The following is a 13,131-nucleotide window of genomic DNA, read 5'->3' as shown; positions in this document are numbered from 1 at the left end:
CGCACGTTGCGTAACCATCGCCGTGGCGCTGCACTGAAACCATGCTGACGCGAATCGACCACATCGGGATCGCCTGCCACGACCTCGACGCCACCGTCGAGTTCTACCGGGCCACGTACGGCTTCGAGGTGTTCCACACCGAGGTCAACGAGGAGCAGGGCGTACGCGAGGCCATGCTCAAGATCAACGAGACCTCGGACGGCGGCGCCTCCTACCTCCAGCTCCTGGAGCCGACCCGCGAGGACTCCGCGGTCGGGAAGTGGCTGGCGAAGAACGGCGAGGGCGTGCATCACATCGCCTTCGGCACGGCGGACGTCGACGCCGACTCCGCGGACATCCGCGGCAAGGGCGTACGGGTGCTCTACGACGAGCCGCGACGCGGTTCCATGGGGTCCCGGATCACCTTCCTGCACCCCAAGGACTGCCATGGTGTCCTCACAGAACTGGTGACTTCGGCGCCTGTTGAGTCTCCCGAGCACTGACCGCCGTACATAAGGGCCGGTAGGGTTGGGGGCGGTCGTCCCGCGAACCGGGGCGGCCGCATGCCGGGGTCCGGGTTTCGGGGGACGTGCGTCGGGGCAGCAGGCCGTGCTCCGCCGTTGATCTGACACCATTTCCCCGGGGGCCCCGTTCGGCGGTTGGACGTGGCTCGTTGGAGAAGCTGACCAGGGGACGGATGGGACCGCGCAGTGCGGGGCTACGAGAGCCAGGAGCGAGAGCCGGCGGCTGACGTCGACCACCTCTCTCGGTTCGAGGCCGATATGAAGCGGCTGAGGACCGAGCGGGAGAAGGCGATCCAGCACGCCGAGGACCTCGGCTACCAGGTCGAGGTGCTGCGCGCCAAGCTGCACGAGGCGCGCCGCACCCTGATGACCCGTCCCGCCTTCGACGGCGGCGACATCGGCTACCAGGCCGAACAGTTGCTCCGCAACGCCCAGATGCAGGCGGAGCAGCTGCGGCAGGACGCCGAGCGCGAGCTGAGCCAGGTGCGCGCGCAGACCCAGCGGATCCTCCAGGAGCACGCCGAGCAGGCCGCGCGGCTCCAGGCCGAGCTGCACCAGGAGGCGGTGACCCGGCGCCAGCAGCTCGACCAGGAGCTGGCCGAGCGCAGGGCGACCGTCGAGTCGCACGTCAACGAGAACGTGGCGTGGGCGGAGCAGCTGCGCGCCCGGACCGAGCAGCAGGCCCGCCGGCTGCTCGACGAGTCCCGCGCGGAGGCCGAGCAGGCGATGGCCGTGGCCCGCGCGGAGGCCGAACGGCTGACCCGCGAGGCCCGTGACCGGCTGCGCGGCGAGGCCGAGGAGGCCCGCGCGGAGGCCGAGCAGATCCTGCGCCGGGCCCGCACCGACGCCGAGCGGCTGCTGAACGCGGCGTCCACGCAGGCGCAGGAGGCCACCGAGCACGCCGAGCGGCTGCGCACCACCACGGCCACCGAGTCGGACGCCGCCCGTCGGCAGGCGACCGAGCTGAGCCGGGCCGCCGAGAAGCAGATGGCCGAGGCGGAGGAGGCGCTGCGCAAGGCGCAGTCCGAGGCCGAGAAGCTGGTCGCCGCGGCCGAGGAGGCCGCCGCCAAGAAGCTGGCGAGCGCCGAGGCCGCCAACGAGACGCGCACCCGCACCGCCAAGGAGCAGGTCGCGCGGCTGGTCGAGGAGGCCACCAAGGAGGCCGAGGCCACCCGCTCGGAGGCCGAGCACCTGGTGGCGGACGCCCGAGCCGAGGCGGAGAAGATCGTCGCCGAGGCCGCCGAGAAGGCGCGCGCGGTCACCGCCGAGGAGACCGCGACCCAGCTGTCCAAGGCGGCCAGGACCGCCGAGGAGGTCCTCAACAAGGCGTCGGAGGACGCCCAGAAGACCACCAGGGCAGCCGCCGAGAAGGCGGAGCGGATCCGCAAGGAGGCCGAGGCCGAGGCGGACCGGCTGCGCGCCGAGGCGCACGACATCGCCGAGCAGCTCAAGGGCGCGGCGAAGGACGACACCGAGGAGTACCGCGCCAAGACGGTCGAGCTCCAGGAGGAGGCCCGCCGGCTGCGCGGCGAGGCCGAGCAGCTGCGCGCCGACGCGGTGGCCGAGGGCGAGTCGATCCGCGCGGAGGCCCGCCGGGAGTCGGTCACCAAGATCGAGGAGGCGGCCAAGTCCGCCGAGGAGCTGCTGGCCAAGGCCAAGGCGGACGCCGACGAGCTGCGGCAGAAGGCGACCGCGGACAGCGAGAAGGTCCGCACCGAGGCCATCGAGCGGGCCACGGCGCTGCGCCGGCAGGCCGAGGAGACCCTGGAGCGCGCCCGCGAGGAGGCCGAGCGGCTGCGCGCCGAGGCCGACGAGCGGGCCGAGTCGGTCGGGGCGGAGGCCGAGCGGGCGGCCCGCGAGCTGCGCGAGGAGACCGACAAGGCGGTCGAGGCGCGGCGCGCGGAGGCCGCCGAGGAGCTGACCCGGCTCGGGACCGAGGCGCAGGAGCGGCTCGGCGCGGCCGAGCAGGCGCTCACGGACGCCCGCGAGGAGGCCGGGCGGATCCGCAAGGAGGCCGCCGAGGAGACCGAGCGGCTGCGCGCCGAGGCCGCCGAGCGGATCCGGACGCTCCAGGAGCAGGCCGCGACCGAGGCGGACCGGCTGCGCACCGAGGCGGCGGCCGACGCGTCCGCCTCCCGCGCCGAGGGCGAGGCCGTCGCCATACGGCTGCGCAGCGAGGCCGCGACCGAGGCGGAGCGGCTGAGGACCGAGGCGCAGGAGAGCGCCGACCGGGTGCGCGCGGAGGCGCAGTCCGCCGCCGAGCGGCTGGCGGCCGAGGCGTCCGAGACGCTGGCCGCCGCGCAGGAGGAGGCCGCCCGGCGCCGCCGCGAGGCCGAGGAGCTGCTCGGCGCGGCCCGCGAGGAGGCCGACGAGGAGCGCCGGCGGGCCCGCGAGCAGAGCGAGGAGCTCTTGGCCTCGGCGCGCAAGCGGGTCGAGGACGCGCAGGCCGAGGCGGTCCGGCTGGTCGAGGAGGCCGAGCGGCGGGCGGGCGAGATGGTGTCCGCCGCCGAACAGCACGCGCAGCAGGTACGGGACTCCGTGGCCGGGCTGCACGAGCAGGCGCAGGAGGAGATCGCCGGACTGCGCTCGGCCGCCGAGCACGCGGCGGAGCGTACGCGGGCGGAGGCCGAGGAGGAGGCCGCGCGGCTGCGGGCCGACGCGCACGCCGAGCGGGAGCGGGCGGGCGAGGACGCCGGGCGGCTGCGGCAGGAGGCGCGCGAGGAGTCCGAGGCGGCCAGGGAACTGGCCGAGCGCACCCTCGCGGAGGCGACGGCGGAGGCCGAGCGGCTGCGGGCGGACGCGGGCGAGTACGCGCAGCGGGTGCGGACCGAGGCGTCCGACGCGCTGGCGGAGGCCGACCAGGCGGCGGCGCGGACCCGTGCGGACGCCCGCGAGGACGCCAACCGCATCCGTTCGGACGCGGCGGCCCAGGCCGACACGCTCATCACGGAGGCGCGCAAGGAGGCTGAACTCCTCCAGACCGAGACGGTCGCGGAGGCGGAGCGGCTCCGGACGGAGACCGCCGCCGAGGCCGAGCGGGTGCGCACGGAGTCGGAGGCACAGGCCGAGCGACTCCGCACCGAATCCCTGGCACAGGCCGAGCGGGTGCGTTCGGAGTCCGTGGCCGAGGCCGAGCGGGTGCGGGCCGAGGCGCGGGCCGCCGCGGACCAGCTGGTCGGCGAGGCCACCACGGAGGCGGAGCGGCTGCGGGCCGAGGCCGCCGAGACGGTGGGCGCCGCGCAGGCGCACGCCGAGCGGACGCGGGCGGAGGCCGAGCGGGTCGAGGCGGACGCGGCGGCGAAGGCCGAACGGCTGCTCGGTTCGGCGCGCGAGGAGGCCGAGCGGACGCTGGACGAGGCCCGCAAGGAGGCCAACAAGCGGCGTTCGGAGGCGGCCGAGCAGGTCGACAAGCTCATCGGGGAGACCACGGCCGAGGCCGACAAGCTGCTCACCGAGGCGCAGCAGCAGGCGCTGAAGACCACGGCGGACGCCGAGGCGCAGGCCGACACCATGGTGGGCGCGGCCCGCAGTGAGGCCGAGCGGATCGTCGCCGAGTCGACCATCGAGGGCAACTCCCTGGTGGAGAAGGCCCGCACGGACGCGGACGAGCTGCTGGTGGGCGCGCGCCGGGACGCGACCGCGATCCGGGAGCGGGCGGAGGAGCTGCGCGAGCGGGTCACCGCCGAGATCGAGGAGCTGCACACGCGGGCCCGCCGCGAGGCCGCCGAGACGATGAAGTCCGCCGGCGACCGCTGCGACGCGCTCATCAAGGCCGCCGAGGAGCAGCTGGAGAAGGCCCAGGCGAAGGCGAAGGAGATCCTCTCCGACGCCGACTCCGAGGCGGGCAAGGTGCGCATCGCGGCCGTCAAGAAGGCGGAGGGCCTGCTGAAGGAGGCCGAGCAGAAGAAGGCGCGGCTGGTCAAGGAGGCCGAGGAGCTCAAGGCGGAGGCGATCCAGGAGGCGCGGCGCTCGGTCGAGGAGGGCAAGCGCGAGCTGGAGGTCCTGGTGCGCAGGCGCGAGGACATCAACGCCGAGATCTCCCGCGTCCAGGATGTGCTGGACGCGCTGGAGTCCTTCGAGACGCCGGGTGCGGGCAAGGACGGTTCGGTCAAGGCCGGTGCGACGGTCGGCGCCCCCCGTTCGGGTGGCAAGTCGTCAGACGGCTAGCATCCAAGGGGTGTTTCGGTGTCGACTGAGGGCTTTGCCCTGCTCGTTGGCAAGCCCTCTGGCGGTCAGCCACTCAAAAGAGGTGTCATTCTCCAGATCAAACACGTATCCGCTCGATGACACACCGCTTCGGCGCCTAGGATTCCCCCTATCACCTCACCGGTCTCATTTGACAGGAACCCCATGAGCGACACTTCCCCCTACGGCTTCGAGCTTGTGCGGCGTGGGTACGACCGCGCTCAGGTGGACGAACGTATCTCCAACCTCGTCTCCCAACGTGACCAGGCCAACGCCCGTATCACCGCCCTGGAGAAGCGGATCGAGGAGCTGCACCTCGAGACGCAGAACGCCCAGACCCAGGTAAGCGACGCCGAGCCGTCGTACGCCGGTCTCGGCGCGCGGGTCGAGAAGATCCTGCGCCTGGCCGAGGAAGAGGCCAAGGAGCTGCGTGAGGAGGCCCGCCGCGCGGCCGAACAGCACCGCGAGCTGGCCGAGTCGGCCGCCCAGCAGGTGCGCAACGACGCCGAGTCCTACGCCACCGAGCGCAAGGCGAAGGCGGAGGACGAGGGCGCGCGGATCGTCGAGAAGGCCAAGGGCGAGGCCTCTCAGCTGCGGGCCGACGCGCAGAAGGACGCGCAGTCCAAGCGGGAGGAGGCGGACGCCCTCTTCGAGGAGACCCGCGCCAAGGCCGCGCAGGCCGCCGCCGACTTCGAGACGAACCTGGCCAAGCGCCGCGAGCAGTCCGAGCGCGACCTGGCCTCGCGTCAGCAGAAGGCGGAGAAGCGGCTCGCGGAGATCGAGCACCGCGCCGAGCAGCTGCGCCTGGAAGCGGAGAAGCTGCGCACCGACGCCGAGCGCCGCGCCCGCCAGACGGTGGAGACCGCGCAGCGCCAGGCCGAGGACATCGTGGCCGACGCCAACGCCAAGGCGGACCGCATCCGTTCGGAATCCGAGCGGGAGCTGGCGGCCCTCACCAACCGCCGCGACAGCATCAACGCCCAGCTGACGAACGTGCGCGAGATGCTGGCCACGCTGACCGGTGCGGCGGTGGCCGCCGCCGGCACGACGGGTGAGGACGAGCCGGTTTCTCGGGGCGTACCGGCCCAGCAGACCCGTTAACCTCCGGTCGCGGGGCGGCCGCGGGTCCGTTGCGGCTGGTCGCACCGGCGCGGCGGAGCCGCATACCGGCAGAGCCCCGCGCCCCTTGCGGGTCGCGCAGAGGAGCCCCCTGCTTCAAGTGGCAGGGGGCTTTGTCCCGTTCTAGCGTGACTTCATGATCGAGCTGGACGGGCTGACCAAGCGGTACGGCGAGAAGGTGGCCGTCGACGGTCTGACCTGTGCCGTGCGGCCCGGCATCGTCACCGGGTTCCTCGGGCCGAACGGCGCCGGGAAGTCCACGACCATGCGGATGATCCTCGGGCTCGACCACCCCACCGCCGGTGCTGTGCGGATCGACGGCAGGCGGTACGACCAGCTGGCGGACCCGCTGACGTACATCGGCGCGCTGCTGGACGCCAAGGCGGTGCACGGCGGTCGCAGCGCCTACCACCATCTGCTGTGCCTCGCGCAGAGCAACGGCATCCCGCGCACACGGGTCGGCGAGGTGCTGGAGACGGTGGGCCTGATGGCCGTCGCCCGGCAGAAGGCCAAGGGGTTCTCGTACGGCATGTCGCAGCGGCTGGGGATCGCCGCCGCGCTGCTCGGGGATCCGCGGATCCTGATGTTCGACGAGCCGGTGAACGGGCTCGACCCCGAGGGCATCCACTGGATCCGCACGCTGATGCGATCGCTGGCCGCGCAGGGCCGGACGGTCTTCGTGTCCTCCCATCTGATGAGCGAGATGGCGCAGACCGCCGACCACCTCGTGGTGATCGGGCAGGGCCGGCTGCTCGCGGACACCTCCATGGCGGACTTCATCCGGCGGCACGCGCGCAGCTACGTGCGCATCCGCTCGCCCCAGCGCGAACGGCTCCTGGACGCGCTGCACGAGGCCGGGATCACCGTGGCCGGGGCGGCGGACGGGGCGCTGGAGGCGGAGGGCGACCAGGCCGAGCGGATCGGGGAGCTGGCCGCGGGCCACGGGATCGTGCTGCACGAGCTGAGCCCCCGCCAGGCGTCCCTGGAGGAGGCGTTCATGCGGCTGACGGCGGGGTCGGTGGAGTACCACGCGCAATCGGAGACCGCCCCGCGGGGCTGGGGCACCGGCCGGCAAGGGGGTACGGCATGACGAGCGCCGGCCCGGCGGGCACCCGTGCCGCGCAGATCCTGCGGTCCGAGTGGACGAAGATCCGGTCGGTGTCGTCCACGGGCTGGACCCTCTCCGTCGCCGTCGTGGTCACCATCGGCATCGGCATGCTCATCTCCGCGCTGACCCGCAACGAGTACGACTCGATGCCGATCCGGGAGCGGCTGGCCTTCGACGCGACCTTCACCAGCTTCGCCGGCATGACCCTCGGCCAGCTCGCCATGATCGTGTTCGGGGTGCTGGTGGTCACCAGCGAGTACAGCACCGGCATGATCCGGGTCTCGCTGGCCGCCGTACCGCGCCGCGGCGCCTTCCTGTCCGGCAAGATCGCGGTGGCCGGCGCGCTCGCCCTGCTCGTCGGGATGGTCACCAGCTTCGCCGCGTTCTTCCTCGGGCAGGCCATGCTCGGCCCCTACCGCGCGGGACTCGGCGACCCCGGAGTGCTGCGCGCGGTGGTGGGCGGCGGGCTGTACCTCACCCTGATCGCGGTGTTCTCCATGGGCGTGGCCACCATGCTGCGCTCACCGCTGCTGTCGCTCGGCATCCTGATGCCGTTCTTCTTCCTGATCTCCAACATCCTGGCCGCCGTCGACACCACCAAGAAGGTCGCCCGGTACCTGCCCGACCAGGCCGGGAGCCGGATCATGCAGGCGGTGCCGGGCGCCGACGACACCCCCTACGGGCCCTGGGGCGGGCTCGGGATCATGGCGCTGTGGGTGGTGGCCGCGCTCGCGGGCGGGTACGCGCTGCTCAGACACCGGGACGCGCAGTAGAGGCCGCGTTCACGCAGCGTATTACTTCAGCTTTACTTTTCTTTGGGCGGAACCGTCAGCGCCCCGTTATCCTCCTAACCCTTACGGGGGCGGTTCCCGGCTGTCCTGAACCTTCCGATGGGTGCGGAGCATGATCGAGGCTGTAGGCCTGACGAAGCGGTACGGCGACAAGACCGCCGTGTACAACCTTTCCTTCCAGGTGCGACCGGGAGCCGTGACCGGCTTCCTCGGGCCCAACGGCTCGGGCAAGTCCACCACGATGCGGATGATCCTCGGTCTGGACAACCCCACGTCCGGCCAGGTGACCATCGGCGGTCACCCGTACCGCAGGCTGCCCAACGCGCCCCGCCAGGTCGGCGCGCTGCTCGACGCCAAGGCCGTGCACGGCGGCCGCTCCGCCCGCAACCACCTGCTGAGCCTCGCCCAGCTGTCGGGCATCCCGGCCCGCCGCGTGGACGAGGTGCTCGGCGTGGTCGGCCTCCAGGACGTCGCCAAGAAGCGCTCCAAGGGCTTCTCCCTCGGCATGGGCCAGCGCCTCGGCATCGCCGCCGCGCTGCTCGGCGACCCCCAGGTGCTGCTGTTCGACGAACCGGTCAACGGCCTCGACCCCGAGGGCATCCTCTGGGTGCGCAACCTGATGAAGGCGCTGGCCGCGGAGGGCCGGACGGTCTTCGTGTCCTCCCACCTGATGAGCGAGATGGCGCTGACCGCCGACCACCTCATCGTGATCGGGCGCGGGCAGCTCCTCGCCGACATGAGCGTCAAGGACTTCATCTCCGCGAACTCCGCCGACTTCGCGCGGGTGCGCACCCCCGACACCGAGCCGCAGCTGCGCGAGAAGCTCGGCGCCGCGCTCACCGGCGCGGGCGGCCATGTGCTGCCGGAGCAGGACGGCGCGCTGCGCGTGATGGGGCTGCCGCTGCCCCGGATCAGCGACCTCGCGCACGAGGCGGGCGTACGGCTGTGGGAGCTGTCCCCGCACCAGGCCTCGCTCGAAGAGGCGTACATGCGGATGACCCAGGGCGCGGTGGACTACCGCTCCACCACCGACCAGAAGGCGGGGCTCCAGCAGCCGCTGCCGCCCGGCGCCGAGCCGCCCATGCCGGTGCCCGGCCAGGGCCAGCCCGGCTGGTACGCCCCGCCGCCGCCCCAGCAGGGCGGGCAGCCCTTCGGGATGCCGGCGGGCGGCCCCGGCGCGCCCGCGGGCCCGTACGGCGGCGCCCCGGCGGGCGGGTACGGCGCCCCGGCGGCCCCCGCGGGCCCGGCGCCCGCCGCCGCCAACCCGTACGCCCAGCCGGTCCCGCAGAGCCCGGCCGCGCAGACGGCGGCACCCGCCGCACCCCCGGCCGCACCCACCGCACCCGCCGCCACGGCTGACGCCTCCTCCCCCGCCGCCGACACGAACCAGCCCGAGGACGCCCGATGAGCACCCACCAGCCTCCGATGCCGCAGGCCCCCGCCGCGCCCGACCGGCAGGCGGCGCCCGGCGGGCCGTACTCCGGTTACACCTCGCCGATCCCCGTGGTGCCCACCCACCTCGGGCACGCGGTGGCCTCCGAGTGGACGAAGATCAAGTCGGTGCGGTCCACGATCTGGACGCTCAGCGTCTTCGTGTTCCTCGTCGTGGGCATCGGCCTGCTCGTCGGAGCGCTGGTGTCGGCCCACGCGAGCGAGTCCTCGCTGAGCGGCACCAGCCCGCTCTCCTTCGGCTTCTTCGGGCTGCTGGTCGGCACCATGTGCCTCATCACGCTCGGCGTGCTGACCACGGCCTCGGAGTACGGCACCGGCATGATCCGGACGACGATGACGGCGTGCCCGAGCCGCGGCCGGGTGCTGGCCGCCAAGGCGATCGTGTTCTTCGCGGTGGCCTTCGTGGTGTCCCTAGTGTCGGTCACCTTCGTGGCGATGGTGCAGTCGTCCATGCTGAGCGGCTCCGGCGCCACCTCGCCCTCCGGCGCGGACTGGTTCAAGGCCACCGTCGGCGTGAGCCTGTACATCGCGCTGCTCGGCCTGCTCGCGCTGCTCGTCGGCTCGATGATCCGGCACTCGGCGGGCGGCATCACCATCATGATCGGCCTGGTGCTCGCCCCGCTGGTACTGGCGCTGTTCATGGCCACGGAGTCGCTGCACTCGGTGCGCGACTTCCTGTTCGAGTACAGCTTCCCGAGCCAGCTCAGCGTCTTCTACGACAACACGCTCAGCGGCTCCGGCCCCCACGGCTGGGATCCGCTGTGGATCATCATGGGGCTGACCGCGGCGGCCGGCGCGGGCGCGTACGCGCTGCTGCGCAACCGGGACGTGTGAGCGCGGGTCCTCAGAACCTCGGCGCGTTACGAGACCGCCGCACCCGGCTGGTGCGGCGGTCTCGCGCGTTCCAGCAGGCTTTGTGCCAGTGGCGGCGGTCGTCCACCCCCGAGTGCTCCGGCCAGGCCACCACGTGTGGCACCGCGGAGGGGATCATCTGGTCGCAGCCGGGGCAGCGGTACGTCTTGCCCTCGGCGCTCGCGCCCGCGACATGGCGCACGCTCCACTCCTCGCCCTGCCAGTCCTCGGTGGACTGGAAGCCGCCGTACCGCCGGGTGGGGTCGTCCTCGGCGCTGCGGCCGGGCGAGCCGGCGGCCTTCGGTCGGTTGCGGCGCGGGGACACGGGACACCTCTCGGGGCTCGGCGGCAGGAAAGGGCTGCGCCCAGCGTACGCGCCGCCGGGCGGGGTACGCGAAGGCCGCCAAGCGGCGCAAGTCCCCCTCCACAACAGCCGATTCTGAAGACAATCCGTCAATTACCTCCCCAGGCCGTGTCCTTGGCACGTGTCAGACGGTTATGCCGGTGGGGGAGCTCGGATCGGAGCCGAGGAAGCGGGAAATGCGATGTACGTAGGAAGCTTTGTGCTGGGCGCCCAGTTTCCGGGCCAGGGCCAGGGGGAGGCCCTGTACCGGGCGGTCCGCTCGGCGGAGGTCGCCGAGGAGGCCGGGCTGGACTCGGTGTGGCTGGCGGAACACCACTTCGTGCCGTACGGCACCTGTCCGTCCGCCGTCACCCTGGCCGCGCTGCTGCTCGGCCGCACCCGCCGGATCCGGGTGGGCACCGCGGTCAGCGTACTGCCCACGGTCCACCCGGTCGCCCTCGGCGAGCAGGCGGCGCTGCTGCACGTGACGAGCGGCGGACGGTTCACCCTCGGGGTGGGCCGCGGCGGCCCCTGGGTTGACCTGGAGGTGTTCGGCAGCGGCCTCGACGCGTACGAAAACGGGTTCCCCGAGTCACTCGATCTGCTGCTGCGCTGGCTGCGCGAGCCCGCGGTGGGCGCCTTCGGGGAGCAGTTCGCGTTCCGCGAGGTGCCCGTCGTACCCCGCCCCTCGGAGGCACTGACGGACACTCCTGGCCCGGAGGTCGTCGTCGCCTGCACCTCGCCCCGGAGCGTGCGGCTGGCCGCGGAGCGCGGGCTGCCGATGCTGCTCGGGATGCACGCGGGCGACGAGGAGAAGGCCGAGATGGTCGCCCTGTGGCGGCGCACCGCCCGTGCCGCGGGCCGGGACCCCGAGGAGATCGCGGCGGCGGCGCATGTGGCGGCCGGGGTGTGCCAGCTCGCCGACCGCCGTCAGGACGCGGTGGAGACGCTGCTGAAGGCGATGCCGGGTTGGCTGAAACAGGGGCTCGACGCGCATGTGACGGTCGACGGGCGCAAGCGCGCGATGCGCGACCCGGTCGCCTACACCGAGCTGCTCTGCGGGCTGCACCCGGTGGGCACCCCCCGGCTCGCCGGCGACCGGCTCGCGGCCACCGCCGAGCGCACGGGCATCTCCCGCTTCGCCCTGCTGGTCGAGGGCTCGGGCGATCTCGCGGCCACGGAGGACAACCTGCGGCGCCTGGGCGCCGAGGTGCTGCCGCAGCTGCGCTGACCCGTCGGCGAGTGCGCTGACGGAAGTCGGCGAAACAGCTCGGCAGAGGCTGACGGCACCGTACAGGCGGCAAGCCACCTGGGGGGCTTGCCGCCCCGGCATCGAACGCACCTCCGCGGGCGGAGCGGCAAGCAGGCGACGCACCACCCCGGACGCGCCGGGGCAGCGGGTCAGCAGTCCCGAAGCTCCGGCGACTGGTTCAGCAGCTGGGCCCGCACCGAGGTGAAGCGGGTCAGCGTCTCGTCCACCGAGGCGTCCAGCGGGAACACCGCGACCCGGTGGCAGTTCTGGAAGGCCAGCCGCACGCCGAAGTGGCGTTGCAGCGCGCCGCGGATGGCGTCACTCGCGAGGGCGCGCAGCAGTTGGCCACGCGCCTGCTCGTTGGGCGGGGGCGTCTGGTTGTCGGCGAAGGGGCCGCCGTCCACCTTCAGCTGGGCCACCAGGGAGCTGATCATCTCCCATGCGTAGGGCAGGGAGCTCCGGACGCAGTCGACGAAGTCTGCTTCGTCGACCTCGCCTCGCTCGGCCGCGTCGAGTAGGGCCGGTGAGACGTCGAGCGACATGGGTTCTCCTCTCGCACCCCCGACGAGCAGGGGTTGCCGGACGGTTAAAGGGAGTTCGGCGCCGAAAAACACGCTGAGTACATGGATCGCGACCTCCCGTCCCTACGGTAGGCAACGGTCGGTGACCACACCACCAGAATGCGTATATGGAACGGTCGGGTTGCACCCACAATCGGCCATGGATGAACAAGAGTGTCCAGGGACAAAGCAGTGACAAGTGGGACGATCCACGGGGAGCGGCTCGGGCGAATCGCGCCCGGCGGCGGGTGTCGAGTAGCGTTGCCGACCATGCGTCTCGTCATTGCCCGGTGCTCGGTCGACTACGCCGGCCGGCTCACCGCCCACCTGCCCTCGGCGCCCCGCCTGATCCTGGTCAAGGCGGACGGCAGCGTCTCCATCCACGCCGATGACCGGGCCTACAAGCCCCTCAACTGGATGTCGCCGCCCTGCACGCTGAAGGAGGGCGCCGGCGAGGACGAAGGCGTGTGGACCGTCGTCAACAAGGCGGGCGAGAAACTGATCATCACGATGGAGGAGATCCTCCACGACTCCTCGCACGAACTGGGTGTGGATCCGGGCCTCATCAAGGACGGCGTGGAAGCGCACCTCCAGGAGCTGCTCGCCGACCGCATCGAGACGCTCGGCGAGGGGTACACGCTCATCCGCCGCGAGTACATGACGGCGATCGGCCCGGTGGACATCCTGTGCCGCGACGGCGAGGGCCGGACGGTCGCGATCGAGATCAAGCGCCGCGGCGAGATCGACGGCGTGGAGCAGCTGACCCGCTACCTCGAACTCCTCAACCGCGACGCCCACCTCGCGCCGGTCCGCGGCATCTTCGCCGCCCAGGAGATCAAGCCCCAGGCCCGCGTCCTCGCCACCGACCGGGGCATCGACTGCCACGTCATGGACTACGACGCCCTGCGCGGCATCGAGGACGACAAGCTGCGGCTGTTCTGAGGGACCGGGAGCCTCTCCGGGAGG

General features: G+C 72.7%; 11 protein-coding genes. 9 read left to right on the top strand and 2 right to left on the bottom strand.

Features of this window, described 5'->3' with window-relative positions:
* Nucleotides 1–41 precede the first annotated feature (41 nt).
* From mce to ACZ7EC_RS22680, 7 genes are all read left to right on the top strand, one after another.
* On the top strand, nt 42–482 hold the full coding sequence (gene mce, locus ACZ7EC_RS22710) for a methylmalonyl-CoA epimerase (protein WP_397983982.1): 441 nt from the start codon (nt 42–44) through the stop codon (nt 480–482).
* Between the two features lie 207 nt (nt 483–689).
* A complete protein-coding gene (gene scy, locus ACZ7EC_RS22705) occupies nt 690–4,670 on the top strand; it encodes a polarized growth protein Scy (protein ID WP_471065091.1) in 3,981 nt (1,326 codons plus the stop codon).
* 183 nt (nt 4,671–4,853) lie between these two features.
* The gene (locus tag ACZ7EC_RS22700; protein WP_397983984.1) at nt 4,854–5,789 is read left to right on the top strand and encodes a coiled-coil domain-containing protein; all 936 of its coding nucleotides are present in this window, start codon (nt 4,854–4,856) and stop codon (nt 5,787–5,789) included.
* Nucleotides 5,790–5,943: 154 nt separating this feature from the next.
* The gene (locus ACZ7EC_RS22695) at nt 5,944–6,897 is read left to right on the top strand and encodes an ATP-binding cassette domain-containing protein (RefSeq protein ID WP_471065088.1); all 954 of its coding nucleotides are present in this window, start codon (nt 5,944–5,946) and stop codon (nt 6,895–6,897) included.
* Nucleotides 6,894–7,688, top strand: a complete 795-nt coding sequence (locus ACZ7EC_RS22690) for an ABC transporter permease (RefSeq protein WP_471065087.1) — start codon at nt 6,894–6,896, stop codon at nt 7,686–7,688. The genes ACZ7EC_RS22695 and ACZ7EC_RS22690 overlap by 4 nt, the downstream gene beginning before the upstream one ends.
* Before the next feature lie 130 nt (nt 7,689–7,818).
* Nucleotides 7,819–9,114: an ABC transporter ATP-binding protein gene (locus tag ACZ7EC_RS22685; RefSeq protein WP_471065085.1), complete on the top strand. Its 1,296-nt coding sequence runs from the start codon at nt 7,819–7,821 to the stop codon at nt 9,112–9,114.
* A complete protein-coding gene (locus tag ACZ7EC_RS22680; RefSeq protein WP_471065083.1) occupies nt 9,111–9,992 on the top strand; it encodes an ABC transporter permease in 882 nt (293 codons plus the stop codon). The genes ACZ7EC_RS22685 and ACZ7EC_RS22680 overlap by 4 nt, the downstream gene beginning before the upstream one ends.
* A 10-nt stretch (nt 9,993–10,002) precedes the next feature.
* On the opposite strand, the gene ACZ7EC_RS22675 is transcribed toward ACZ7EC_RS22680, so the two are convergent.
* The gene (locus ACZ7EC_RS22675; protein WP_471065081.1) at nt 10,003–10,335 is read right to left on the bottom strand and encodes an ATP/GTP-binding protein; all 333 of its coding nucleotides are present in this window, start codon (nt 10,333–10,335) and stop codon (nt 10,003–10,005) included.
* Nucleotides 10,336–10,555: 220 nt separating this feature from the next.
* On the opposite strand from ACZ7EC_RS22675, the gene ACZ7EC_RS22670 reads away from it, so the two are divergent.
* Nucleotides 10,556–11,584 (top strand): LLM class flavin-dependent oxidoreductase, encoded by a 1,029-nt coding sequence (locus ACZ7EC_RS22670; RefSeq protein WP_471065080.1) that lies wholly within the window; start codon nt 10,556–10,558, stop codon nt 11,582–11,584.
* Between the two features lie 170 nt (nt 11,585–11,754).
* Here ACZ7EC_RS22670 and ACZ7EC_RS22665 read toward each other — a convergent pair whose 3' ends face one another.
* The gene (locus tag ACZ7EC_RS22665) at nt 11,755–12,147 is read right to left on the bottom strand and encodes an SCO5389 family protein (RefSeq protein ID WP_471065078.1); all 393 of its coding nucleotides are present in this window, start codon (nt 12,145–12,147) and stop codon (nt 11,755–11,757) included.
* A gap of 288 nt (nt 12,148–12,435) precedes the next feature.
* On the opposite strand from ACZ7EC_RS22665, the gene nucS reads away from it, so the two are divergent.
* Nucleotides 12,436–13,107 carry an endonuclease NucS gene (gene nucS, locus ACZ7EC_RS22660; protein ID WP_471065077.1) on the top strand — a complete coding sequence of 224 codons (672 nt, stop codon included), beginning with the start codon at nt 12,436–12,438 and terminating at the stop codon, nt 13,105–13,107.
* Nucleotides 13,108–13,131: the final 24 nt, after the last annotated feature.

It is taken from the genome of Streptomyces sp. NPDC037203 (assembly GCF_055605065.1).
This window is presented reverse-complemented; position numbering and strand designations above follow the sequence as displayed.